The sequence below is a fragment of the Aquimarina spongiae genome, assembly GCF_900141785.1.
GTDB lineage: Bacteria > Bacteroidota > Bacteroidia > Flavobacteriales > Flavobacteriaceae > Aquimarina > Aquimarina spongiae.
Window position 1 is genome coordinate 440,890 of the sequence record NZ_FQYP01000001.1, and the last position, 25,197, is coordinate 466,086.

At 35.7% G+C, this 25,197-nt stretch carries 25 protein-coding genes; 18 read left to right on the plus strand and 7 right to left on the minus strand.

Annotated elements, in window-relative coordinates:
• The first annotated feature begins 19 nt into the window (after nt 1–19).
• A complete protein-coding gene (locus BUE24_RS01890) occupies nt 20–541 on the plus strand; it encodes a hypothetical protein (RefSeq protein ID WP_073313132.1) in 522 nt (173 codons plus the stop codon).
• Nucleotides 542–558: 17 nt separating this feature from the next.
• On the opposite strand, the gene BUE24_RS01895 is transcribed toward BUE24_RS01890, so the two are convergent.
• Entirely contained in the window at nt 559–1,281 is a 723-nt protein-coding gene (locus BUE24_RS01895) for a hypothetical protein (protein ID WP_084549355.1), read from the minus strand.
• A 50-nt stretch (nt 1,282–1,331) separates the two neighbouring features.
• Nucleotides 1,332–2,402, minus strand: a complete 1,071-nt coding sequence (gene aroB, locus BUE24_RS01900; RefSeq protein ID WP_073313142.1) for a 3-dehydroquinate synthase — start codon at nt 2,400–2,402, stop codon at nt 1,332–1,334.
• Nucleotides 2,403–2,568: 166 nt separating this feature from the next.
• Here aroB and BUE24_RS01905 point away from each other — a divergent pair, with 166 nt between their 5' ends.
• The 3 genes from BUE24_RS01905 to BUE24_RS01915 are packed head-to-tail and all read left to right on the plus strand — an operon-like array spanning nt 2,569 to nt 4,707.
• Complete coding sequence (locus tag BUE24_RS01905) at nt 2,569–3,741, plus strand: proline dehydrogenase family protein (RefSeq protein WP_073313143.1); 1,173 nt, start codon at nt 2,569–2,571, stop codon at nt 3,739–3,741.
• Entirely contained in the window at nt 3,741–4,118 is a 378-nt protein-coding gene (locus BUE24_RS01910; RefSeq protein WP_073313145.1) for a VOC family protein, read from the plus strand. The genes BUE24_RS01905 and BUE24_RS01910 overlap by 1 nt, the downstream gene beginning before the upstream one ends.
• Nucleotides 4,119–4,134: 16 nt before the next feature.
• Nucleotides 4,135–4,707, plus strand: a complete 573-nt coding sequence (locus tag BUE24_RS01915; RefSeq protein ID WP_073313147.1) for a pentapeptide repeat-containing protein — start codon at nt 4,135–4,137, stop codon at nt 4,705–4,707.
• A gap of 9 nt (nt 4,708–4,716) precedes the next feature.
• Here the strand turns inward: BUE24_RS01915 and pdxR are convergent, their stop codons facing one another.
• On the minus strand, nt 4,717–6,198 hold the full coding sequence (pdxR, locus tag BUE24_RS01920) for a MocR-like pyridoxine biosynthesis transcription factor PdxR (protein ID WP_073313149.1): 1,482 nt from the start codon (nt 6,196–6,198) through the stop codon (nt 4,717–4,719).
• Nucleotides 6,199–6,332: 134 nt separating this feature from the next.
• Between pdxR and BUE24_RS01925 the strand changes: the two genes are divergently transcribed.
• From BUE24_RS01925 to BUE24_RS01935, 3 genes are read left to right on the plus strand one after another with little or no spacing between them, the layout of a single operon-like run.
• Nucleotides 6,333–6,992 (plus strand): pyridoxamine 5'-phosphate oxidase family protein, encoded by a 660-nt coding sequence (locus BUE24_RS01925; protein WP_073313158.1) that lies wholly within the window; start codon nt 6,333–6,335, stop codon nt 6,990–6,992.
• Between the two features lie 4 nt (nt 6,993–6,996).
• Nucleotides 6,997–7,302 (plus strand): DUF1272 domain-containing protein, encoded by a 306-nt coding sequence (locus BUE24_RS01930; protein WP_073313161.1) that lies wholly within the window; start codon nt 6,997–6,999, stop codon nt 7,300–7,302.
• A gap of 2 nt (nt 7,303–7,304) precedes the next feature.
• Entirely contained in the window at nt 7,305–7,823 is a 519-nt protein-coding gene (locus BUE24_RS01935; RefSeq protein ID WP_073313163.1) for a GNAT family N-acetyltransferase, read from the plus strand.
• Here BUE24_RS01935 and BUE24_RS01940 read toward each other — a convergent pair.
• The 4 genes from BUE24_RS01940 to porX form a co-directional block, all read right to left on the minus strand.
• Entirely contained in the window at nt 7,815–8,198 is a 384-nt protein-coding gene (locus BUE24_RS01940; protein ID WP_073313165.1) for a DUF4258 domain-containing protein, read from the minus strand. The genes BUE24_RS01935 and BUE24_RS01940 overlap by 9 nt on opposite strands.
• A gap of 72 nt (nt 8,199–8,270) precedes the next feature.
• Entirely contained in the window at nt 8,271–9,473 is a 1,203-nt protein-coding gene (locus BUE24_RS01945) for an alanine dehydrogenase (RefSeq protein ID WP_073313167.1), read from the minus strand.
• An 86-nt stretch (nt 9,474–9,559) separates the two neighbouring features.
• Complete coding sequence (gene tsaE, locus BUE24_RS01950) at nt 9,560–9,964, minus strand: tRNA (adenosine(37)-N6)-threonylcarbamoyltransferase complex ATPase subunit type 1 TsaE (RefSeq protein WP_073313171.1); 405 nt, start codon at nt 9,962–9,964, stop codon at nt 9,560–9,562.
• Between the two features lie 7 nt (nt 9,965–9,971).
• Nucleotides 9,972–11,522 (minus strand): T9SS response regulator signal transducer PorX, encoded by a 1,551-nt coding sequence (gene porX / locus BUE24_RS01955; protein WP_073313172.1) that lies wholly within the window; start codon nt 11,520–11,522, stop codon nt 9,972–9,974.
• A 144-nt stretch (nt 11,523–11,666) separates the two neighbouring features.
• Between porX and BUE24_RS01960 the strand changes: the two genes are divergently transcribed.
• The 11 genes from BUE24_RS01960 to BUE24_RS02010 all read left to right on the plus strand — a co-directional run bounded on the left by BUE24_RS01960 (nt 11,667) and on the right by BUE24_RS02010 (nt 25,190).
• On the plus strand, nt 11,667–12,896 hold the full coding sequence (locus BUE24_RS01960) for an HD domain-containing protein (RefSeq protein WP_073314401.1): 1,230 nt from the start codon (nt 11,667–11,669) through the stop codon (nt 12,894–12,896).
• A gap of 24 nt (nt 12,897–12,920) precedes the next feature.
• Nucleotides 12,921–13,949 carry a UDP-3-O-(3-hydroxymyristoyl)glucosamine N-acyltransferase gene (gene lpxD / locus BUE24_RS01965; protein ID WP_073313174.1) on the plus strand — a complete coding sequence of 343 codons (1,029 nt, stop codon included), beginning with the start codon at nt 12,921–12,923 and terminating at the stop codon, nt 13,947–13,949.
• A complete protein-coding gene (locus tag BUE24_RS01970; RefSeq protein ID WP_073313176.1) occupies nt 13,942–15,345 on the plus strand; it encodes a bifunctional UDP-3-O-[3-hydroxymyristoyl] N-acetylglucosamine deacetylase/3-hydroxyacyl-ACP dehydratase in 1,404 nt (467 codons plus the stop codon). Before lpxD ends, BUE24_RS01970 begins: the two co-directional genes overlap by 8 nt.
• Nucleotides 15,346–15,448: 103 nt before the next feature.
• Nucleotides 15,449–16,231 (plus strand): acyl-ACP--UDP-N-acetylglucosamine O-acyltransferase, encoded by a 783-nt coding sequence (lpxA, locus tag BUE24_RS01975; RefSeq protein WP_073313178.1) that lies wholly within the window; start codon nt 15,449–15,451, stop codon nt 16,229–16,231.
• Nucleotides 16,232–16,259: 28 nt separating this feature from the next.
• Nucleotides 16,260–16,826: an elongation factor P gene (gene efp / locus BUE24_RS01980; protein WP_073313180.1), complete on the plus strand. Its 567-nt coding sequence runs from the start codon at nt 16,260–16,262 to the stop codon at nt 16,824–16,826.
• 20 nt (nt 16,827–16,846) lie between these two features.
• Nucleotides 16,847–17,782 (plus strand): UDP-3-O-(3-hydroxymyristoyl)glucosamine N-acyltransferase, encoded by a 936-nt coding sequence (locus BUE24_RS01985; protein WP_073313183.1) that lies wholly within the window; start codon nt 16,847–16,849, stop codon nt 17,780–17,782.
• Complete coding sequence (locus BUE24_RS01990) at nt 17,779–18,186, plus strand: nuclear transport factor 2 family protein (protein ID WP_073313186.1); 408 nt, start codon at nt 17,779–17,781, stop codon at nt 18,184–18,186. Before BUE24_RS01985 ends, BUE24_RS01990 begins: the two co-directional genes overlap by 4 nt.
• 77 nt (nt 18,187–18,263) lie before the next feature.
• On the plus strand, nt 18,264–19,136 hold the full coding sequence (gene sucD, locus BUE24_RS01995; protein WP_073313189.1) for a succinate--CoA ligase subunit alpha: 873 nt from the start codon (nt 18,264–18,266) through the stop codon (nt 19,134–19,136).
• 137 nt (nt 19,137–19,273) lie between these two features.
• Nucleotides 19,274–22,255 (plus strand): M16 family metallopeptidase, encoded by a 2,982-nt coding sequence (locus BUE24_RS02000; protein WP_073313191.1) that lies wholly within the window; start codon nt 19,274–19,276, stop codon nt 22,253–22,255.
• A gap of 119 nt (nt 22,256–22,374) precedes the next feature.
• On the plus strand, nt 22,375–23,121 hold the full coding sequence (gene fabG / locus BUE24_RS02005; protein ID WP_073313194.1) for a 3-oxoacyl-[acyl-carrier-protein] reductase: 747 nt from the start codon (nt 22,375–22,377) through the stop codon (nt 23,119–23,121).
• 38 nt (nt 23,122–23,159) lie between these two features.
• Entirely contained in the window at nt 23,160–25,190 is a 2,031-nt protein-coding gene (locus tag BUE24_RS02010) for a vWA domain-containing protein (protein WP_073313196.1), read from the plus strand.
• The last annotated feature ends 7 nt before the right edge of the window (nt 25,191–25,197 follow it).

Genomic DNA, 25,197 nt, shown 5'->3' on the forward strand with positions numbered 1-25,197 from the left:
TTTACTCAAAAAACACAATATGATACTTGGAATAGGTTCAAGAATAAAACATCCAGAGCATGGGATAGGAGTAGTAACCAATGTAACAGCAAAAATGTATTGGGTTACTTTTATTGAAAACGGACTAGAAACCATCGAGATAGACGAAGAATTTGAAGTGATTGAAGGTGTTGAGGATGAAGTGGATACGGTGAGTTTTTATGAAGTGGAAAAAACCTTTAAAGATTTATTAAAACGCTATAGCGATATTTCTGAAGTTGTTCCTATCGCTGATAAGTGGAAAGGAGGAAACTTGATTTTACAACCTGGAGACTCGAACCTGAGTGCCAAAGAAATGCCGATAGATACCTTTTTTCATAAAATCGTCATGGTACGGGATCGAATTCGTGTGATGGAGCAAAAAATCAATAGCTCTAATCTGGATGAACAAGATAAAATTGATCTACAACAGTACATTACACGTATGTATGGTAGTTTGACTACTTTTAATGTACTTTTCAAGAATAAATCTCAAAATTTTGTGGGTAGTAGAAGCAAATAATGCTTTTCTAGAGCTCATTATTTCGAATTCCAGGCGCGTAGATTAGAAATAGGTATTTCAAAACCTGCTAATCTATGTTTTTGGGATAGATATGCACCACTTTCTGTGTTTGTCCAGCCTGTCCAGGTGGCTTCAACTCCGCCTATGGGTAAAATAGAGACCCACATTTGGTAGCTGGTCGGCAAGTAATTCTCATCCACTTTCCAGAGATATGAATCTCCAGGTGTAGTGCCACCAGATTGATAGGTGACAAATAGTGCTTCAGAGCCATCGTCTAAATTTACTATTTTCCGGGTAACGCCGTGATCAAACAATTTGTGTGGAGCCACAACCCAAAAAGAATCGTTATTGAAAAAAGCTAGTGCTTTATGGATAAGTTCCTGTTTTTGGGCATTGTCAGTAATTACTTTTGCCTCTGTATATACTTTGCTGTTATCAGGTTGAGTTAAATCCAGTGCTACCTTGTGATCATCCCATTGTACTTCTACTGTACCATTAGATTTATTCCATAAATAGTGGTGTTTGTTTCTGAAGGACCACTGAATAAAATCCGTATTCAGATAAGCATCATGCTTTACAGCCTTTTGTATTTTTAATGCTAGTTCGTCTGCTTCAGGTCCGGACTTACCTTCTGGTAGCTTATGATGTAATGAAAAATACAGTGTTGCCGCTGTGATGATAATCAAAGCAATACTGCTTAAAACAAGTATTTTGAGTAGCTTAAAAAGTTTCTTTCTCAAGATGATGGGTTTTGTGCATTTAATTTACCTTCTAAAGGTATAAAAAAGCATTAAAACGAGTCGTAGTACTCAAAAGACTTTAGGATAAGCTGATCATCCACCACACAATTATATTTGGCTTCCCCCAATGTATTTAGCAATACGAAATAAATGTTCCCTTGTTCATTTTTCTTGTCATGAACCAGTAAATCCATAATGGGTTGATGATCCTCGCTCGGGATAGTCACCTTCGGAAAAGTATGTAGAATTACCTTACTGATAGATTCAAGACCTTCTTTGGTGAGGGATAACAATTCGGAAGATATATAAGCTTCCATGATCATACCAATCGCAATGGCCTCTCCGTGTAATAAAGTTTCTCGTTCGGGATGTGTCAGGTAATAGGATTCGATGGCATGGCCTAAGGTGTGACCAAAGTTGAGATACTTTCTAATATTTTGCTCAGTAGGATCTTCAAATACAATATTGTTTTTGATCACTACCGAATCGTAAATCATTTTTTCAAGATGCGTAAGGTCTAGTTTGGATAGATCACTGATCTGATTCCAATAATCTTTGTCTTGAATCAACCCATGTTTTAGCATTTCTGCAAACCCGCTACGCATTTGATTTGCAGGTAATGAACCTAGATAGGTGGTGTCCACCAAAACCATTTCAGATTCACTAATCACACCCACCATATTTTTGAGATTCCCCAGATCGACACCGGTTTTCCCTCCTACAGAGGCATCAACCATCGCTAATAGTGATGTTGGGATGTTGATATAGTTAATTCCTCTTTTGTACGTACAGGCAACAAAACCACCCAGATCAGTAACTACACCACCGCCCAAATTGATCATCAAACTTTTGCGATCTGCTCCCAGTTCTGAAAGTACATTCCATACACCACTACAGGTTTCAATATTTTTATGAATTTCTCCAGGCTCTATTTCAATAACCTCGATATCATATGATCCTTTAATCTCTCCCATCAATCGAGAAAGGCAGAATTCGTGCGTATTGCTATCAACCAGAATAAAGATTTTAGAATGGTTTGCTTTCTCTAGATAAGTATTTAATGCAGAGTAGCATTCTTCACCAAAATAAACAATAGAATCTTTAGAGATAATAGGTTTCATACCGTGGGTTATTATTTGGGGCGAAATTAAGTAGAATTTGCAATAAAATAAACTCGCAAGTTCTATATTTGCAGATATCGTAAAAACGATAGCAGGTTTAGATAAAAATTCATCATATTTTTATCAAAATATATTTAATCTTATTGATTCCTAAAATTAATTCTTGATGGGGCAAAATAAATTGTTCGATAATACTGAAACGGCTTTCGCATTAAAAAGTGATTCTGAACTAGAGCGAGCGTATTTTTTGTTTAAAATGATTTCTAACGAGCCTTTGGTTCGAATAGGAACAGCAGTAACTAACTTTGCCATAAAGGCGCATTTACCAGTACAAGGACTTATTCGAGCTACCGTGTTCGATCATTTCTGCGGAGGAGTTAATGAAGAGGATTGCTTGCCTGTAGTAGATAAGATGTATACCAAAGGAGTAAGCTCGGTATTAGACTATTCTGTTGAAGGAAAAGAGGAAGAGGCTCAGTTTGATGCTGTGTTGCAAAAAACACTGGAAATCTTAGAATTTGCAGATAATAAAGATGCAATGCCATTTGGGGTTTTTAAACCTACAGGTTTTGGGCGTTTTTTGATTTGGCAAAAGAAAACCGAAGGAACATCTCTTACTGCTGAAGAAGAAGAAGAGTGGAAGCGTATAGAGAAGCGATTCGACATCGTTTGTAAAAAAGCTTATGATTGTGATGTAGCTTTGTTAATTGATGGAGAGGAAAGTTGGATGCAGGATGCAGCAGATGAATTGGTGGGTAAAATGATGCGTAAGTATAACAAAGAAAAAGCAATTGTATACAATACACTTCAGTTATATCGCCACGATAGAATGGCGTATTTACAACGTTTACACGAAGAAGCTCGGGTATACAATTTCAAAATTGGAATGAAGATCGTAAGAGGGGCATATATGGAAAAGGAAAATGAAAGAGCTGCCGAGAAAAACTATCCTTCACCAATCTGTAAAGATAAAGCGCATACCGATCAAAACTTCAACGATACTATGAAGTATATCCTGAAACACATTGATGATATTTCTGTTTTTATAGGAACCCACAATGAAGAAAGCAGCTACCTGGCTATGGAAATGATGAAGCAGGCTGGTATAGATAAGAGTGATTTTAGAGTCTGGTTCGGACAATTATATGGGATGAGTGATCATATCAGTTTTAATATGGCAAATGAAGGCTATAATGTTGCCAAGTACCTTCCTTTTGGTCCGGTTAGAGATGTAATGCCTTATTTGATCCGTAGAGCTGAAGAAAATACCTCTGTAGCAGGACAAACTAGTAGAGAGCTTAATTTGTTATCTCAAGAAAAACAACGTAGAAAATTGTAATGAATCTTAATCAAGTTACCGTACCTTCTATAGATATTGCACGATCTATTGAATTTTATAAAACCTTGGGATTGAATCTTATTGTTGAAGCACTTCCTCATTACGCGAGATTTGAATGCCCTAATGGAGATGCTACATTTTCAGTTCATTTGGTAGATAAGTTACCAGAAGGAGAAGGGATGTATGTGTATTTTGAAACCGAATCCTTAGATCAAGAAGTGGAGCGTTTACAAAAAGAAGGCGTGCAATTTGATCAATTACCAGTAGATCAAAGTTGGTTGTGGCGTGAAGCTAGATTAAGGGATCCTGATGGAAATAAAGTCATTTTATATTTTGCAGGAGATAACCGGAAAAACCCACCCTGGAGAATAAACTAACAGATACTCTTTTGTTATGGATGAACATGTTCTGGATCAATCTTTTCTACGAGAAAATTTCAAAGGGAAACGGTTAACCGCCAGAACTTTTGATAACTGCACTTTTATTCATTGCGACTTTACTGAAGCGAATTTATCGGGGATTACTTTTCTGGAATGCAGATTTGAGGATTGTAATTTTGGGTCTGTGATGTTAAAGGAAACTTCATTGCAAACTGTAGTATTTGTAGTATGTAAATTATTGGGTGTCGATTTTAGTAGTTGTAATTCATTCTTATTCTCTGTAGCTTTTGAAAATAGTACTCTGGATTATGCCTCTTTCTATGGTTTGGGTATGAAAAACACACCTTTTACCACTTGTAGTGCAAAGGAAACAGATTTTACTCAAGCTGATTTATCTGGTGCTGTTTTTGATCAATGTGATTTGAATCAGGCAATTTTTGATCAAACAAAATTGGAAAAAGCTGATTTTAGAACGGCTTTTAATTTTACCATCGATCCGAAATTGAATATTATGAAAAAGGCTAAGTTTAGTGCCTCTGGATTAAAAGGACTGTTGACTAAATACAATTTGGATATAGAAGAATAATAGTTTCACTTATAACTGAGCGCATACTTTTTCAAGAATGATAATAGTTTTGTAAATTTCTTCTTCATTTAGCGAAGCAAATCCCATACGGATACTGTTATGTTTTAAGTTGTTTGGATCGTATCTTCGCCATTCTGGATTAAGCTCTAATTTTAGAGAACCGGCTTTGGCAACTACATCATCCCAATTGTATTTATTGTTTAAAGTAACCCAAACAGCTAATCCTCCTTTTGGAACTTCAAATTCGAAATAATTGGATAGCCTTTCTTTGAGTAAGGAGCAGAATAAATCTCTTCTGCTCTTGTAGATTTTAAGAACTTTACTCGTATGCCTTTGTATATCTCCAGCTTTAATAAGTTGTGCCATAGTTTTTTCTAACACCATATCTCCTTGTCGATCAATGATCCTCCTCATATTGGAAGCTTCGTCTATAAAATCCTTGGGGGCAATCAGATAACCAATGCGCATAGCGGGTGCTATGATTTTGGTAAATCCTCCAATATATATCACATTGCCATAGTTGTCATTACTCGCTAATGGAAGAATAGGGGCATTGCTGTAATGAAAATCGTAATCATAATCGTCTTCAATAATGGCAAAACCATATTGCTTTGCCAGTTGCAATAAGTGCATTCTTCTTTCTGCAGACAGGGTTACCGTTGTAGGATGGTGATGATGAGAGGTCACGTAAATAGCTTTTGCTTTGGTTTTCTTACATAAAGCTTCCATAGCATTTGTGTCAATTCCTTGATCATCAACAGGGATATGAGCGATAGTAGCTCCTGCTTCTTCAAAAGTATAGTTGGCAGTGAGGTAATTTGTGTTTCCAACCACAACAGTGTCTCTTTTATTGAATAAGAGTTGACTCGCAAGGTAAATTCCCATTTGACTACCTCGGGTAATCAGGATGTTATCCAAAGAGATGTTCAATCCTCTCGTTTGATTCAGGTATTTTACCAACTTTTTCCTTAGATCAAGATTGCCATAAGTAGAGCCGTAGGCAAAAAGGTTTTGATGGTAGCTTTTTTTGGCAATATTTCTATAAGTTTTGGATAACTCTTCAATCGGGGCTAGTCGGTGATCCGGAGATCCGTCGTCTATCTGTATTTTGGGAGAATCATCAAAACTAACAGAGCTGTACATTAAATTAGGTCTTTTTGAAAACGAAAAAGAGCTGATGGTGGTAGTTTTTTGTTTTGAGTTTTCGTGATCAAAATCCGCAGGATTTACAATCGGAAGCATCCTATTTACATAGGTTCCTCGAGAGGGTAATGTTTCAATCCAGCCTTGTGCGATAAGTTCGTCGTAGGCGGCAATTACCGTTTTGCGATGAATTTGTAGGTCGTTTGCCAATGTTCTGGTCCCTGGTAATCGGGTAGCGGGAGGTAATTTCCCGGATTTGATGTGTTTAATTATTTGATCACATAACTGTAGGTACAAATTGCGATGGGCTTTGCGATTAAGTAGTATCGAGCTCTTATATGGAAACATAACCGGACTATTAGATATATTAAAACTGGATGCATATAAGCATCCATAAAGCTACTACTTTTGAGTATCAAATAAAAATCAGAAGCTAGAGTGAGCGTATTTGCCGCTAAGTTTAATTTCAAAATAAATAAGCTATGGGAACATATTCGGTTTCATCATTAAATAAAGTAGTTCGAGGACCTAAAAGAGCGAATTACGATGTACAAACTATTAATACCATTTTGGATGACGCTTTTTTGTGTAATGTGGGGTATATATGGGATAGTAAGGCTATTGTTATTCCTACTGCCTATGGAAGAAAAGAGAATAAACTCTACATTCATGGATCTCTCAAAAATCGTATGATGTTGAGTTTGTTAGAAGCTGGAGAGGCCAGCGTTTCGGTAACTCATCTGGATGGTTTGGTGTTGGCTAGGTCTGCATTTCATCATTCTGCAAATTATCGTTCTGTAAATGTATTTGGCAAAGTACGAAAACTGGAAGATCCAGATGAGAAAATGGCAGCTCTTGCCTGTATTTTGAATCATATGGTAGATGGACATTGGGATCATGTTCGACAGCCTAATGAAAAGGAATTTAATGCTACACTAGTACTTGAAATAAGTATGGATCATGCTTCGGCAAAGGTTAGGGCAGAAGGAGTTAACGATGAACCCGAAGATCATAATTCTTCAATTTGGGCTGGAGTAGTGCCAATTCGTCAAGTAGCTTTCGATGCTATTTCTGATGAATTGCTGCAGCCAGACGTAAATATACCTGATACTGTAAATCGCTTTGTGGAACAAAATAAATAGACAGATGTTACAAATAAGACCCAGTTGCGAAAACTGTGATGCACCATTACCCAATACTAGTGATCAAGCAATGATATGTTCTTTTGAATGTACGTTTTGTAAGGATTGTGTGGATCATATATTTCATAATGTTTGCCCAAATTGCGGAGGAGGATTCGAGAAAAGGCCTACCAGACCATCGAATTGCTTTACCGGAAACTGCGTAGATCGCTATCCAGCAAGTCAAAAAAAAGTGTTTAAACCAGTAGTGTTTGATAAGTTTAAAGAAATTTTGAATATTTTTAGAGATATTGAACCAAGAAAAAGGTAACAATGATTGATATCAGAAGAGCTACAGTACAGGATACACAAAGTATTTCTCAATTGGGTGCAACAACCTTTGATGAAGCTTTTGGGCATTTATTTATTCAACGGGATGATCTTAATTCATACCTTACAGATACGTTTGCCGAAGAAAAAATATTTCGCAGTTTACAAAAAGAAAAGAATGTGTATTGGTTAGCGACCGAAGATGGTGTTCCTGTGGGGTATGCCAAGTTACAACTTGATGCTCCTTCTGAATTTATTGATAGTACAAAGGTCTGTAAACTTCAAAAGATTTATTTTCTAGGGAGTCATGTTTCCAAAGGTATTGGTAGCCGTTTGCAACAACTAGTTTTTGAGAAAGCTATGGAGCATAACAATCATTATCTTTGGTTGTCGGCGTTAAAAGAAAATGTGGGTGCAGTAAAGTTTTATGAAAGAAATGATTATGAAATAGTAGGAGAGCATCCCTTTACTATAGGAGAACAAAAGTTTGAGTTTTGGGTAATGGGTAAGAAATTAGTCTAATTCACTTTTTATATCCAAAGCTTCCACCTTTGCTGTAGAATCACAGTTTTTTACCTGTAGCTCTATAATTTTCTGCTCTAATTGACCTTCAATAAAATAAAGATTACAAGAGTCTCTTTTGGTGTCACTTTTTGAAAAATCTACGCTTCCGGTTTGTAGGACTTTTGAAATGTCTGCTGTATCAATGCTATTTGCCTGCATTTTGGTTAAAACCTCTTGTTTGAATACACGATCTTTGACTCTGATATTTTTGAGTACTCGAGCATTAGGTCCATAGTCACAAGAAGTCTTTTTTCCGCCTAAAAAGAAAAATAACAGAATAAGACCAATAGTAAATCCTCCAAGGTAATAAAACAAACGCTGTGCTAATTTCATCAGTTATAAAATTGTGACGGCAAAGTAACGATTTTTTACACAAAAAAACAGTAGCGCTTTTAACCAGGAATATTAAATTATCAACAGATTAATATCTCGGTAGGATAAGTCAAACCAATCGGCTATAGGTTTGCTGGTTAGAATACCATGATAAAAATAGAGACCACTTTTTAATCCTCGATCAAAACGTACCGCACTTTCAATCCCGCCTTCATCTCCGATTTGTAATAGGTAGGGAGTAAAGATGTTACTGATCGATAATGAGGAGGTACGAGCGTATCTCGATGGGATATTAGGAACACAGTAGTGTACGACACCATGTTTTTCGAAAGTAGGGTGGTCGTGAGAAGTAACTTCACTAGTTTCAAAACATCCGCCCATATCAATACTAACATCAATAACTACTGCTCCTTGTTTCATACGTTCTACCATGGTTTCGGTCACAATAACCGGAGCTCTGTTTTTACCTCGAACGGCGCCTATCACTACGTCGCAACGACGTAACGCTTTTAATAAGTTCTTTGGTTGAATAGTGGAGGTGTAAAGTGTTCTACCTAGATTGGTTTGAATACAGCGTAATTTGGTAATCGAATTGTCAAAAACCTTTACATTGGCACCAAGACCAACTGCAGAGCGAGCAGCAAATTCACCAACAGTACCTGCACCAAGAATCACCACTTCTACAGGAGGTACCCCACTAATGTTACCCATCATTAAACCTGACCCAGAAGTGCTTACGCTATTCATAAGTTCTGAAGCAATTAAAACTGCAGCAGTACCAGCTATTTCACTCAAAGCTCTTACCGCCGGATAGGCTCCGTCGGAATCCCGAATAAACTCAAAACCCAGAGCAGTAATTCTCTTCTTTGCAAGTGCCTGAAAATAGTCCTTGGTTTGTGTTTTTAATTGTAATGCCGAGATTAAAACCGACTGTGGGTTGATATGTTCCAATTCTTCTAACGAAGGTGGTTCTACTTTTAGGATAATCGGACATCCAAAAACTTTTGCTTTGTCATTGGTGATTTCTGCACCTGCTTCACTGTAATCCCTATCCGAAAAACTAGCGCCTATACCAGCATTGGTTTCTAATAGCACTCTATGTCCGTGAGCTGTTAATGCGGCAACTGCATCTGGAGTAAGACATACTCGCTTCTCTTGGTAACTAGTCTCTTTTGGGATCCCTATAAAGAGCTTTCCTTTTTTGCGTGCTACTTCGATGGTTTCTTCTTGTGGCAGTAGTTGCTCTTTGGTAAAAGGAGATGTTGGTTTACTCATTTGCGTGAAATTCTGTAACTCAAATTACGAATAAAAAAGCCAAGAAAACAAATAAGGTGAAGTATTAACATCAGTTTTAGTGCCTATTAAGCAACGGTAATCCTCCTTTTTCCATCTTCGGTAAGAACAATTTTTACAGTAGCAATATCCATGGGTAATATGTTTTTTACCCGATCAGGCCATTCAATAAATACCCAGGCACCTGATTCCAAATATTCTTCAAAACCAATGTGATAGGCTTCTTCTTCATCTTCGATTCTATAGAAATCGAAATGATAAATTGGCCCTTCATCTCCTTCATATTCATTGACCAAAGAATAGGTTGGGCTAGTGATACCGTCTTGTACACCCAGTTGTTTACAAATTTGTTTAATCAAAGTGGTTTTACCGATGCCCATATCACCATCAAAGCTTATAATTTTGTTGGTCGTATGGGCAATTACCTGTTCTGCAATATCTAAAAGTTCTTCTAGGGAATATGTGATGGTCATTTTTGTTTTATCTGGGATTTAACACAGCAAATGGTATGATCATTTCCTCTAGCGATACCCCACCATGCTGGTACGTATTGCGATAATAACTTACGTAATGATTGTAATTATTAGGGTACGCAAAGAAATAATCTCCTTTGGCAAAAATAAAAGAACTACTCACATTTATAGAGGGTAAATGAATTTCTTTTGGATTGGTAGCTTCAAGCACTTCTCTCTGTTCATAGGTTAAACTTTTTCCTGTCTTGTATCGCAGATTTAAACTGGTGTTTTTGTCTCCGATTACTTTCGAAGGATTTTTTACATTAATTGTACCATGATCCGTAGTAATAAGGAGTTTAAAACCAAGTTGTTGTGCTTGTTGTATCATTTCCAGTAGAGGAGAATTCTTAAACCAACTTTGGGTAAGAGATCGATACGATTTATCATTAGACGCTAATTCTTTGATAACTTCCATCTCGGTTTTGCTGTGGGATAGCATATCCACAAAATTATATACTACCACAGTGAGATCGTTGTCCTTTAAGCCTTTAAAATTAGCAGCAAGAGTCTTTCCGGATCTTTCGTTGGTAATCTTGTAGTATTCGTGTTTGATGTCTAGCCCTAATCGTTGTAATTGAGCGGTCAAAAATTCATTTTCATTCATGTTTTTTCCACCTTCATCCGTATCATCCAGCCAAAGGTCAGGATGTCTCTTTTTCATTTCTGAAGGCATCAATCCAGAGAAAATGGCATTTCGCGCATATTGGGTAGCGGTTGGTAGGATACTGAAATAGGATATCTCTTGCTCTTTTTTGTAATAATTGTTTACGATCGGCTCAAACGCTTTCCATTGGTCATATCTTAGATTATCAATAACGACCAATAGAGTAGGCTGACTTTTGCTTATCTCAGGAACAACCATTTCTTTGAATAATGTGTGCGACATTACAGGTGCATCGTCATGCCCGCTGAACCAATCTCTATAATTTTTGTCGATAAATTTGAAGAATTGAGAATTAGCCTCGGTTTTCTGTGATTCCAGAATTTCGAACATTCCTGTATCTTCGATGTCTTCAAGTTGCAATTCCCAGTATAAAAGTCTTTGGTAGAGATCTGACCATTCTTCAAAAGAATTGACCATAGCCATATCCATAGCTATTTTTCTAAACTCTTGTTGGTAATTGGCCGTTGTTTTTTCAGAAACTAACCTGGAATTGTCTAAGTTCTTTTTTAAACTTAAAAGAATCTGGTTAGGATTAACCGGTTTTATCAAATAATCAGCAATCTTACTTCCGATTGCTTCTTCCATAATATATTCTTCCTCACTCTTGGTGATCATGACAACAGGAATACTATCTTTCTTTTCTTTGATTTCAGAAAGCGTTTCAATTCCTGATAATCCTGGCATATTTTCATCCAAAAAAACGATATCAAAATTATCGTCGTCTAATATATCTAATGCTTCGGTACCACTTTGACATTTTGTAACCTCATAATTTTTCTGCTCGAGAAATAGTATATGTGGTTTTAGTAAATCAATTTCATCATCCACCCACAATATCTTTATCTTACTCATCAATCGTATTATTTATTTGATTAATTATCTATTAATATAAATTTTTTGTTCCTTTTTTGAATAAACTTATTACTTAAAATTTATAGGAAGTGCCTTATATGATCGCCATATATGTATATTTGCTTTCATAAAAGTAAAATAAACTTGAAAAAAAGAAATAAGCTCAAAATATTAAACGACCCAATTTACGGTTTTATTACCATACCGAATGAACTAATTTTTGATCTTATAGAGCATAAATATTTCCAACGACTTCGCAGAATTTCTCAAATGGGTTTATCGTATTTGGTATATCCTGGTGCGCACCATACTCGTTTTCACCATGCTTTGGGTTGTATGTATTTGATGCAAAAAGCGGTAAGAGTTCTTCGTTTTAAGGGAGTTAGCATTTCTGAAGAAGAGGAAGAAGGGTTGTATGTGGCGATACTTCTGCATGATATTGGTCATGGTCCATTTTCGCATGCGATGGAGCATAGTATCGTAAATGAGATCAATCACGAATCTATTTCGTTGATGTTTATGGAGAAAATCAATGAAGAATTTAACGGGAGTTTAACGTTAGCGATTCAAATTTTTAAAGGAGAGTATCATCGTAAATTTTTACACCAATTGATATCTAGCCAGTTGGATATGGATCGTTTGGATTATCTGAAACGTGATAGTTTTTATACTGGTGTCGCCGAGGGTAATATTAATAGTGAACGTTTGATTACTATGCTTACCGTGGTTAACGATGAATTGATGATCGAAGAAAAAGGAATTTACTCCGTAGAAAAGTTTTTGTTGGCTCGTAGGTTGATGTATTGGCAAGTGTATTTACACAAGACCAGTATTGTTGCCGAAAATGTATTGATAAGAGTATTGCAAAGAGCAAAGGAATTGGTGGATGATGGAGTAGAGCTTGAAGCAAGTAAAGCGTTGAAATTCTTTTTGCAGAATAAAATCACTGCTGATAATTTTACCGAAGATGTATTAGAGACTTTTGCTAAACTAGATGATTATGATGTAGTTTCGGCAATGAAAGAGTGGATGTCTTCTGAAGATTTTGTGTTGCGTACATTATCCGCTATGATCATAAATAGAGATTTGTTGAAAATTAAAATTAAAAAGAAGCCTTTTGATAATGAGAAAAAGGAAAAACAAATCGAAAAATTCAAACAAGCGTATAAAATTTCTGATGCCGAGGCACGTTATTTTGTTTTTGGAGGAACTATTACTAATCAGGCTTATCATCAAAACAAACAAAATATTAATATTTTATACAAATCAAGGAAAGTAGTTGATATTGTGAAAGCTACAGATGAGTATAACTTAGAGGCCCTATCTAAACCTGTAACTAAATATTTTATGTGCTCTCCGAAGTACAAACATTAACACATTTTTTATACTTTTGCTAGAATGATTTTTACAGCCACACAAATTGCAGGTATCTTAAACGGAGAAATTGAAGGAGATGAATCTGTTGAGGTATCAAAACTAGCTAAAATAGAAGAGGGTACTAAAGGGTCTCTGACCTTTTTAGCCAACCCTAAATACACCCAGTTTATTTATTCTACCGATGCTTCAATTACTATAGTTGATAAGACTTTTGAAGCCGAATCCGACATCAAAACGACATTGATTCGAGTGGATGATGCGTACAAAGCATTCTCTCAATTATTAGAATATTACAATATGGTAAAGATGAATAAAACAGGGATAGAGCAACCTAGTTTTATTTCAGAAACTGCCAAATATGGAGAGAATATTTACTTTGGAGCTTTTTCTTATTTGGGAGAAAATGTAACCATTGGTAAGAATGCCAAAATATTTCCTAACGTTTATATAGGTGATAATGTTACTATTGGAGATGATGTTGTAGTATTTGCTGGAGCTAAAATTTATTCTGAAACCATTATTGGGAATAATTGTGTAATCCATAGTGGAGCTATTGTTGGAGCCGATGGATTTGGTTTTACGCCCAATGAAAAGGGAGAATATAGCAAGGTGCCTCAAACAGGAAATGTGATTATTGAAGATAATGTAGACGTAGGCGCAGGAACTACCATAGATAGAGCCACCTTAGGTTCTACTGTTATAAGAAAAGGAGTAAAGCTGGATAATCAAATTCAGATCGCACATAACGTCGAGATAGGAGAACATACTGCAATAGCTGCGCAAACAGGAATTGCTGGTTCAACAAAAATTGGAAAAAATTGTCTTATTGGGGGACAAGTAGGTATCGCTGGTCACCTTAATATTGGTAATGGCGTACGAATACAAGCACAATCAGGAATAGGTAGAAATATCAAAGATGGAGAAGCAATACAAGGTTCTCCTGCCTTAGGATATTCGGACTATAACAAGTCTTATGTACATTTCAAGAATCTCCCAAAGATCGTAGATAGAGTATACAAATTAGAGAAAAAGATAAACGATAATGAGTGACATCGTTGTGAGTAAGCAAAGAACCATTAAAGAGGAAATTAAACTTACCGGAGTAGGTTTACATACAGGAAAAGAAGTTACCCTTACTTTTAAACCTGCACCAGAAAATCACGGATACGCATTTTGCAGAATTGATCTCGAAGGCAGTCCTGTGATTGAAGCTGATGCCAACTATGTGGTAAATACCCAGCGAGGTACTAATCTGGAAAAAAACGGAGTAAGTATCCAAACTTCAGAGCATGTATTGGCTGCTTGTGTTGGACTCGAAATTGATAACCTTTTAATTGAGTTAGACGCTTCTGAGCCTCCTATTATGGACGGATCGAGTAAGTTTTTTATTGAAGCTCTAGAGAAGGCCGGCATTGTAGAGCAAGAGGCAGAACGAGAAGAGTATATCGTCAAGGATGTGATTTCTTATACCGATGAAGAATCAGGAAGTGAGATCATTGTAATGCCTTCAGACGAGTATCAGGTGACTACAATGGTGGATTTTGGGACTAAGGTATTAGGAACACAAAATGCATCTCTTAAGCATTTATCTGATTTTAAAAAGGAAATAGCTGATGCCAGAACATTTAGTTTCTTGCATGAACTAGAAATGTTATTGGAGCATGGTTTGATCAAAGGAGGAGATCTTAATAATGCTATTGTTTATGTAGATAAAGAACTAAGTCCAGAAACCATGGAAAAGCTAAAAGTAGCTTTTGGTAAAGATTCGATTGCGATCAAGCCGAATGGAATTTTGGATAACCTCACGTTGCACTATCCTAATGAGGCAGCAAGGCACAAATTATTGGATGTAATCGGAGATTTAGCGCTTATTGGTACTAGAATTCGTGGAAAAGTAATCGCAAATAAACCTGGACATTTTGTAAATACGCAGTTTGCCAAAAAGCTTTCCAAAATCATCAAGATTGAAAAAAGGAATAAAGTTCCTCAATTTGATTTGTCCAAAGAACCTTTTATGGATATCAATAAAATTATGGATATGCTTCCGCATAGACCTCCGTTCTTGTTGATAGATCGTATTTTGGAAATGTCGGATAAACATGTCGTAGGGTTAAAGAATGTAACCATGAATGAACCTTTCTTTGTGGGGCACTTTCCTGGAGCACCGGTAATGCCAGGGGTTCTACAGGTAGAAGCTATGGCGCAAACCGGAGGAATTTTGGCACTAAGCACGGTTCCTGATCCCGAAAATTACCTTACCTACTTTATGAAGATTGATAAGGTAAAGTTTAAACAACAGGTGTTGCCAGGCGATACATTGATTTTTAAATTAGAGCTGATAACTCCTATTCGAAGAGGTATCTGTCATATGCAAGGTTTTGCTTATGCCAATGGTAGGTTAGTTACCGAGGCAGAGTTGATGGCACAAATCGTAAAATCAAAATAATTAATAATTTAAAAGAGAATTATCCATAAGTTTATTAATCTTGTGGATCTAGAATAGTTGAATAGCACATTACATTTGATGTATATAAAATAAACCAAAACTGATGAATCAACCTTTAGCATATGTTCATCCCGGAGCGAAGATTGCGAAAAATGTGGTAATTGAGCCTTTTACTACAATTCATAATAATGTAGTCATAGGAGAAGGGACTTGGATAGGTTCTAATGTAACTATTATGGAAGGTGCACGAATAGGAAAGAACTGTAGTATTTTTCCTGGGGCTGTAATTTCTGCTATCCCTCAGGATAAAAAGTTTAATGATGAGGATACCATTACCGAGATAGGAGATAATACTACGATAAGAGAATGTGTTACCATCAATAGAGGTACTACAGATAGAATGAAAACTAAAATAGGAAATAATTGTTGGATTATGGCCTATTGTCATATTGCTCATGATTGTATTGTTGGAGATAATTGTATTTTTTCAAACAATAGTACTTTGGCTGGTCATATATCAGTCGGGGATCATGTCGTGCTGGCAGGAATGGCAGCAGTACAGCAGTTCTGTAGTATTGGTAACCATGCTTTTGTAACGGGAGGATCTTTGGTAAGAAAAGATGTACCACCTTTTGTTAAAGCAGCTCGAGAACCTCTTTCTTATGTTGGAATCAATTCGATCGGCTTGAGACGAAGAGGTTTCAGTACTGAGAAAATTAGAGAAATCCAGAATATATATAGAATCTTATATCAAGGAAATTATAACAATTCTCAGGCAGTTGCCATTATAGAAGCAGAAATGGAAGCAACCTCAGAGCGTGATGAAATATTAGAATTTGTTAAGAATTCTCAACGAGGAATTATGAAAGGATATTTCTCGAATTAATAAAACAAAAATTAAAGAATACTAGATAATGGCAAGTACAAGTGATATTAGAAACGGACTTTGTATAAAGTATAATAACGATATTTATAAAATCATCGAATTTTTACATGTTAAACCAGGAAAAGGTCCGGCATTTGTTAGAACTAAGCTCAAAAGTGTAACTACAGGAAAAGTAATTGATAATACGTTTTCTGCAGGGCATAAAATTGAAGATGTACGCGTAGAAACCCATAAGTTTCAATATCTATATGCAGAAGGAGATACCTATCACTTCATGAACACAGAAGATTATAATCAGATTACACTTGAAAAGTCAACATTGGATGCTCCTGGTTTATTGAAAGAGGGAGAAGTGGTAACTGTTATTATCAATTCTGAAGATCAAATGCCATTGTCTGTAGAAATGCCTGCTAGTGTAATTTTGGAAGTTACAGCTACGGAGCCTGGAGTTAAAGGAAATACTGCTACCAATGCGACTAAGCCAGCAACTGTAGAAACAGGGGCAGAAGTTATGGTGCCTCTATTCATTAATGAAGGTGATAAGATCAAAATTGAAACCGAAAAAGGTACCTATAAAGAAAGAATTAAAGAGTAAGTAATATTCGTATTTGAATAATGAAATTTCCTCAAGCACATACCTTAGAGCAGATAGCTACTATTATATCTTCAGAATTTATTGGTGACCCAGAGTTTCCAGTACTGGGAATGAATGAAATCCATGTGGTTACACCAGGAGATATTGTTTTCGTAGACCATCCGAAGTATTATGATAAAGCTTTAGAAAGTGCAGCTACTGTAGTACTTATTAATAAAAAGGTAGCGTGTCCAGAAGGAAAGGCATTATTAATATCAGACGATCCGTTTAGGGATTTCAATATTCTTACCAAGTATTTTAAACCATTCGAAAAGGCAAGTGCTCAGATTTCGCCAACTGCCAAGATTGGAAAAGGAAGTATTGTACAACCTGGTTCTTTTGTTGGGAATCATGTGGTTATTGGAGAAAATTGTTTGATTCATAGCAATGTTAGTTTGTATGATCATACAGTTATAGGTGATAATGTTACCATTCATGCAGGATCTGTGTTGGGAGGAGATGCTTTCTATTATAAAAATCGTCCTGAGGGATTTGATAAATTGATCTCTGGGGGTAGAGTAGTAATAGAGGATAATGTAGATATAGGTGCTCTGTGTACCATAGATAAAGGAGTAACCGGAGATACTACCATAAAAGAAGGAACCAAAATCGATAATCAGGTGCATATTGGCCATGATACAGTTATTGGTAAAAAGTGCTTAATTGCTTCACAAGTAGGGATTGCTGGTTGTGTTGTTGTTGAAGATGAAGTAACGATGTGGGGTCAAGTAGGAATAACCAGTGGGATTACTATAGGTACAAAAGCAATAATTTCTGCGCAATCTGGAGTAAGTAAATCACTTGAAGGAAAGAAAAGTTATTTTGGCACACCAGCTGATGACTTCAGAAAAAAATACAAAGAAATTGCTGCTATACGGCAAGTACCTGATTTAATAGAAAAATTGAATACTAAATGAATACACAGGCAAAAGACATCGTAAGGTCTTTTTATGAAACGGATTTAATACACAACTCAGAAGCTTTTTCTGAATTTCTACACCCGGAAATTGAACTGTTTTGGAATAGTAGTTTTGGGTTTAGCAAGAAGAATTTTAACGATATCAAGATGATGTTTAGCGAGATGGCCGCATCTTTTGAGACCTTCAGATGTGAGATCAGCCATTTGTTGGCAGAAGGTGATAAAGTCACAATCCGTTACACGTATTTTGCAAAGACGATAGAAGATCCTGATAAAGAAGAGGCTATAGCCCATTTTATTACGATTTGGGAGCTAAAAGACGATAAATTGTATCGAGGATATCAAATAAGTCAGCAAGGGGATAATACTCCCGAAAGTATGAAATCTTTTCTTTCAAAATAATTTCATTTTCATTTTAACGATAGTGTTCAAAAGCTTACTTTTGAAACTTTAAAAAGCAATAAAAAAATCATAACGCAATGAGTGTTTTAGTAAATAAAGATTCGAAGATTATTGTTCAAGGGTTTACAGGTAGTGAAGGTACATTTCACGCTGGTCAAATGATTGAATATGGAACAAATGTTGTAGGAGGAGTTACTCCAGGAAAAGGAGGGCAAACTCACTTGGATAAACCTGTATTTAATACGGTAGAAGAAGCTGTTAAAGAAGTAGGAGCTGATACCACTATTATATTTGTACCGCCTGCATTTGCCGCAGATGCGATTATGGAAGCTGCAGATGCTGGAATAAAAGTAATCATTACTATTACTGAAGGTATTCCTGTTGCTGATATGATAACGGCTTCAAATTATATAAAAGATAAGGATTGTAGATTGATTGGTCCAAACTGTCCGGGAGTAATTACTCCAGGAGAGGCCAAAGTAGGAATCATGCCAGGTTTTGTTTTCAAGGAAGGAAATGTTGGTATTGTTTCTAAGTCAGGTACATTAACTTATGAAGCTGCTGACCAAGTGGTGAAACAAGGATTAGGAATTACTACTGCTATTGGTATCGGAGGAGACCCGATTATTGGTACAACTACAAAAGAGGCGGTAGAATTACTAGTTAATGATCCTGATACGTCATGTGTGGTTATGATCGGAGAAATAGGAGGACAGCTGGAAGCTGATGCTGCAAGATGGATTAAAGAAAGTGGAACTAAAAAACCAATCGTAGGGTTTATTGCTGGAGAAACTGCGCCAGCAGGTCGTACGATGGGACATGCGGGAGCGATCGTTGGAGGTAGTGAAGATACTGCTGCTGCCAAGAAAGCAATTATGAGAGAATGTGGCATTCATGTAGTAGATTCACCTGCTGAAATAGGTAAAAAGGTTGCTGAAGTTTTAGGTTAAGCAGCTGTTAAATAATTACAAAACCTCTTGGATTTATGTTCAAGAGGTTTTTTATTGAACATAATTTAAGAAAACTGTAACGTGTTTGTATATTTCACGTCTCTTAGTTAACTACAAATCAAACTAAATAATTATTTATGAAGATTTTTAAATCTATGCTACTATTGCTCTTTGTTTTGCTACTGAGCAATTGTAAAGATTCATCAACAAAAGCGGATACATCAGATGTTATCAAGACTGAACAACATACTGATAGTGCTGGTTTTAATTATGAAACCGTATCTAACGACCCAACAGGTCTAAGGTTGTATACTTTGGATAATGGGATGAAAGTGTATTTGGCAAAAAACGAAGAAGAGCCAAAAATTCAAACCTATATTGCTGTACGTGCAGGGTCTAATTATGATCCTAAAGAGACTACTGGTCTTGCACACTACCTCGAGCACATGGTTTTTAAAGGTACTGATGAAATAGGGACGCAGGATTTTGCAAAGGAAAAAGTACTGCTAGATCAGATTTCAGATTTGTATGAAGAACATAAAAAGGAATCTGATCCTGAAAAGAAGAAAGCGATTTACAAGAAAATTGATGAAGTCTCTCTTGAAGCTTCAAAAATTGCGATATCTAACGAATATGATAAAATGATTAGTTCTTTGGGAGCTCAAGGAACTAATGCACATACTTGGTTTGAAGAAACCGTATATAAAAATAAAATTCCGGTAAATGAATTGGATAAGTGGCTTAAAGTAGAGAGTGAGCGTTTCAGTCAATTGGTATTACGTTTGTTCCACACGGAGCTTGAAGCTGTTTATGAAGAATTTAATAGAACACAGGATAACGATTTCAGAAAATCATATTATGCTACTCTGGAAGGGTTGTTTCCTAATCACCCTTATGGACAACAAAGGACAATCGGGACTTCTGATCACTTGAAGAATCCTTCTATGGTTTCTATCCATAATTATTTTAATAAATATTATGTGCCTAATAATATGGCAGTAGTATTAGTTGGAGACATAGATTTTGATGAAACTATTAACAAAGTAAATGATGCTTTTGGGGCCTATGAGAAAAAAGAGGTAGCGCATCCTGTCTTACCAAAAGAACAACCGATTACAAGCCCTGTTGTTAAAGAAGTATTTGGTCCAACCTCAGAGAATGTTGCTGTTGCATATCGATCTGAAGGGATTGGTTCTGAAGAAGAAAAATTGTTGACCATGGCAGATATGATTTTGACCAACGGAAAAGCAGGACTTATAGACTTAAACCTAAATCAAAAGCAAATGGTGCAAAATGCCGGTTGTTCTCCATTATTTCAAAATGATTATGGGTTCCATAGATTTAGTGGTACACCAAAAAATGGACAAACTTTGGATGAAGTAAAAGATCTGATCTTAGGAGAAATAGAGAAACTGAAAAAAGGAGAGTTTGAAGATTGGATGATGTCAGCGGTAATTAATGATCTTAAATTGTCTCAAACTAGAGAGTATGAGAATAATACTGCATTAGCAAGTGCGTATTATAACGCCTTTATTCATCATCAGAATTGGGAAGATAGGGTAAAGTTCCTTGATGATCTTAAAAAAATTACTAAGCAAGAATTAGTTGATTTTGCAAATAAATTCTATCAGGATAATTATGTAGTCACTTATAAGCGTAAAGGAGAAGATAAAAATGTTACTAAGGTAGAAAACCCAGGGATCACTCCGGTTGAGCTGAATAGAGATAAACAATCTAAGTTTGTTTCTGATTTTTACGAGATTGAAACATCTCCATTACAACCAAAGTTTATTGATTATAAAACAGCCATTAAGCAAACTAATACAGAGAATGGTTTAGAGGTGTCTTATATCAAAAACCCAAACAACGATCTATTTAGTTTGAATATCATCTTTGATATGGGTAAAGATAATGATCGTAAAGCCTCTCTTGCGGCAGGATACCTTGATTATTTGGGGACAGATAAATATTCTCCGGATGAGCTTAAGAAAGAGTTTTATAAGTTAGGGATTAATTATAACGTAAGTGCTGGTTCTGATATCACTTATGTTGGATTGTCTGGACTTAAAGAGAATTTGGATGCTGGTTTAGCGCTTCTTGAGCACCTTTGGGGTAATGCTGTAGCAGATCAAGAAACGTATAATAAATATGTAGATAAAATAGCTAAGGCTCGCGATGATAACAAAACTCAAAAAGGAAATATCTTGTGGAATGGTTTGATGAACTACGGGATTTACGGAGATAACTCTGCTTTACGTAATATTTATACCATTGCAGAACTTCAAGAAATAGATCCAAATGAGTTAGTAACAAAGGTGAAAGAGCTAAAAGGATTTAAACATCGTATTTTCTATTATGGTAAAGATGTTGATGCGGCTATTGCTTCATTGAATAAAAACCATGTTTTGAACGGAGATCTTGCAGATTATCCTGAAGAAACGACCTATCTGGAAAAAGAAACAGGAGGAAATGTATACTTTGTAGATTATGATATGGTGCAAAGTGAAATGGTATTCTTGGCCAAAGGATCACAATTTGACCCATCAAAACTAGCTGCTTCTAGACTTTTTAATTCCTATTTTGGTAGTGGTTTGTCTTCTATTGTTTTCCAAGAGATTAGAGAGTCCAAATCATTAGCATATTCTGCATTCTCTGCCTATTCGAACGCATCAGAGAAAGATAAATCTAACTATATCTATGCGTACATCGGTACACAAGCGAATAAAATGCCTGAGGCTGTGGATGCAATGATGGATTTAATGACCAATATGCCAGAAGCAGAAAAACAATTTAATGCAGCCAAAGAAGCAACACTAAAGAAAATTGCTGCAGAAAGAATTACAAAATCTAATATTTTCTGGAGTTATGAAGGTCTTAAGAAAAGAGGTATTGATAACGATAATCGTGAGGAGATGTATAATACCATCAAAAATATGACTCTTGAGGATCTGAAAAAATTCTTTAATGAAAATATTAGCGGAGAGACATATAATGTGTTAGTGATTGGTAATAAGAAGGATGTAGATATGAAAGCGCTTTCTAAACTTGGAAAGGTCCAGGAAATGGATGTTGATTTCTTATTTAATTACGAGAAGAAAAAAGAAGATATTAAATTATAATATCATAGCATTATAGATTGCAAACCCCGTGATAAAACACGGGGTTTATTCTTGGTCAGCAGTTTGTAATTCTTATATTTGATATCACAATATATAAACAACAAAATTTTATAGCGCTAATGAATCTCTTACAAGGTAAAACAGCAATTATTACTGGGGCTACTCGTGGTATAGGAAAAGGAATAGCTGAAGTTTTTGCTCAAAATGGAGCAAACGTGGCTTTCACCTACAGTTCTTCTGTAGAAGCGGCCAAAATATTAGAAAAAGAACTAAACGACTTAGGAGTTAAGGCAAAAGGATATCAAAGTAATGCTGCTGATTTTGAGCAAGCGCAAGAGTTGGTAAAGGATGTGTTAGAAACTTTTGGAAGTATTGATGTTCTTGTCAATAACGCTGGTATTACCAAAGATAATTTATTGATGAGAATGGGAGAAGAGGATTTTGATAAAGTGATCGAAGTAAACCTGAAAAGTGTTTTTAATATGACCAAAGCAGTACAACGTACTATGCTTAAGCAAAGAAAAGGAAGTATTATAAATATGAGTTCGGTTGTTGGTGTAAAAGGAAATGCCGGACAAGCAAACTATGCAGCTTCTAAAGCCGGGATTATAGGCTTTTCTAAGTCAGTTGCACTCGAGTTAGGTTCGAGAAACATAAGAAGTAATGTGGTGGCACCTGGTTTTATAGAAACTGAAATGACACAAAAGCTTGATGAGAAGGTAGTAGAAGGGTGGAGAAATGCTATTCCTTTAAAAAGAGGTGGTACTCCAGAGGATATTGCTAACACATGTCTGTACTTGGCAAGTGATCTAAGTGCTTATGTTACAGGGCAGGTGTTAAATGTGGATGGAGGAATGCTTACCTAAAAATGAGTGAGGTAAGATAAGAACTGTAATGTCTTTCAATGCAAACAGAAACAATTTTATTGATCATAGCGGCCTTTATAATCTCTTTGATTGTATCGTTATATCAGTATTTATATAAAGCAAAGAGTACAACCAAAAAGAGTGTATTCTTTGCTTTTTTACGTTTTTTAAGTGTGTTTGCAATTTTATTGTTGTTGATCAATCCGTCTTTCAGAAAAAAAACCTTTTTTACGGAAAAGCCAAAATTGGTTGTTGCTATAGATAATTCATCGTCTATAGCTTATCTCAAACAAGAACAACAGGTAGTCTCCTTTGTAGAGCGTATAAAAAATAGTAAGGAAATTAATGATCGTTTTGATATTAATTACTATTCTTTTTCTGATAATTTAAAAGACTCTCTACGGCTAAGTTTTGATCAAAAACAAACGAATATCTCCAGAACTCTTGAGGATTTAAGTCAGATTTATAAAAGTTCGACTGCACCAACGATATTGGTAACAGATGGAAACCAAACGTATGGTAAAGATTATCAATACAGTAGTTCTAGATATAAGCAACAAGTATATCCTGTTATCGTTGGAGATACTATTACAGTAACAGATACTAAAATTGCACAATTAAATGTCAATCGATATGCTTATTTAAAAAACAAATTTCCTGTAGAAGCTATACTCACATATTCTGGAGATCAAAGTGTGAGTTCCAGATTTCAAGTATCCTTAGGAAATGCAGTAGTATTTAGTCAAAATATTACATTTACAGAAGAAGAAAACTCCAAAGTTCTCAATTTTACCTTGCCAGCCACTCAAGTTGGAGTAGTGCAATACAATGCCAGATTGATTCCTTTAGAAAATGAAAAGAACAAAGTAAATAATGCCAAAGCCTTTGCGGTTGAAGTAATTGATCAAAAAACTAATGTATTGCTTATCAGTGATATGGTACATCCTGATTTGGGAGCAATCAAAAAAAGTGTTGAAAGTAATGAAAGACGAAGCATTACGATCCAGCGAACATCTGAAGTAAAAAACATAGATGATTATCAGTTAATTATTCTATATCAACCCAATAGTAGATTCAGAGGGGTTTACGAAAAAATAAGTACTGCGCGAAAGAATTATTTGACTATTGTAGGGTCTAAAACAGATTGGGTATTTTTGAACAAAACACAAAATAAGTACTATCAGGAGATCACCCGGCAGACAGAATACTATATCCCAAGGTTTAATCCTAATTATAGTACTTTTTTGTTTGATGATATAGGTTATGAAGGGTACCCACCATTGATTGGTAATTTTGGAGAGATTAGAATTTCTTCAAATCACGATGTGCTATTGTATCGTGCCATTGGGAATATCCAAACCGAAGAACCTTTATTAGCTACTATAGAAGAGGACGGTATTAGAGAGGCTATACTTCTTGGAGAAGGTTTTTGGAGATGGAGAGCTCAGAATTTTCTGGATACCAAAAACTTTGAGAGTTTCGACGATTTCTTTTCTAAGCTGATTCAATATTTGGCAACAAACAAACCAAAAAGTAGATTGAATACCATTTCAGAATCCTTCTACTATGGTAATGCAAATATTAAGATCAAAGCAGAATACTTTACGAAGAACTACGAGTTTGATAATAGAGGAAGCTTACAAATTAGTTTGAAAAATAAGGATACCGAGGAGACTCAAACCATTCCAATGCTACTGAAAAATAATTTGTACGAAGTAGATTTGAGTAACCTGAAAGCTGGAAATTATGATTTTACGGTAACTGTTTCTGGAGAAAATATTTCACGATCAGGAAGTTTTACAGTGTTAGAATATAATGTAGAACAACAATTTTTGAATGCACATGTAACAAAGTTGAAGCAGGTAGCTACTAATACTAAAGGAAAGTCATACTTTATAGGGCAAAACGAAAAATTAATTCAGGATTTAATTCAAGATCAACGTTATCAACCTATTCAAAAAAGCAAAGAAAATGTGGTATCTTTAATTGACTGGAAATATCTTTTGGTCATTATCATCCTGTTACTAGGGATAGAATGGTTTGCACGTAAGTATAACGGACTTATTTAAAATTAAA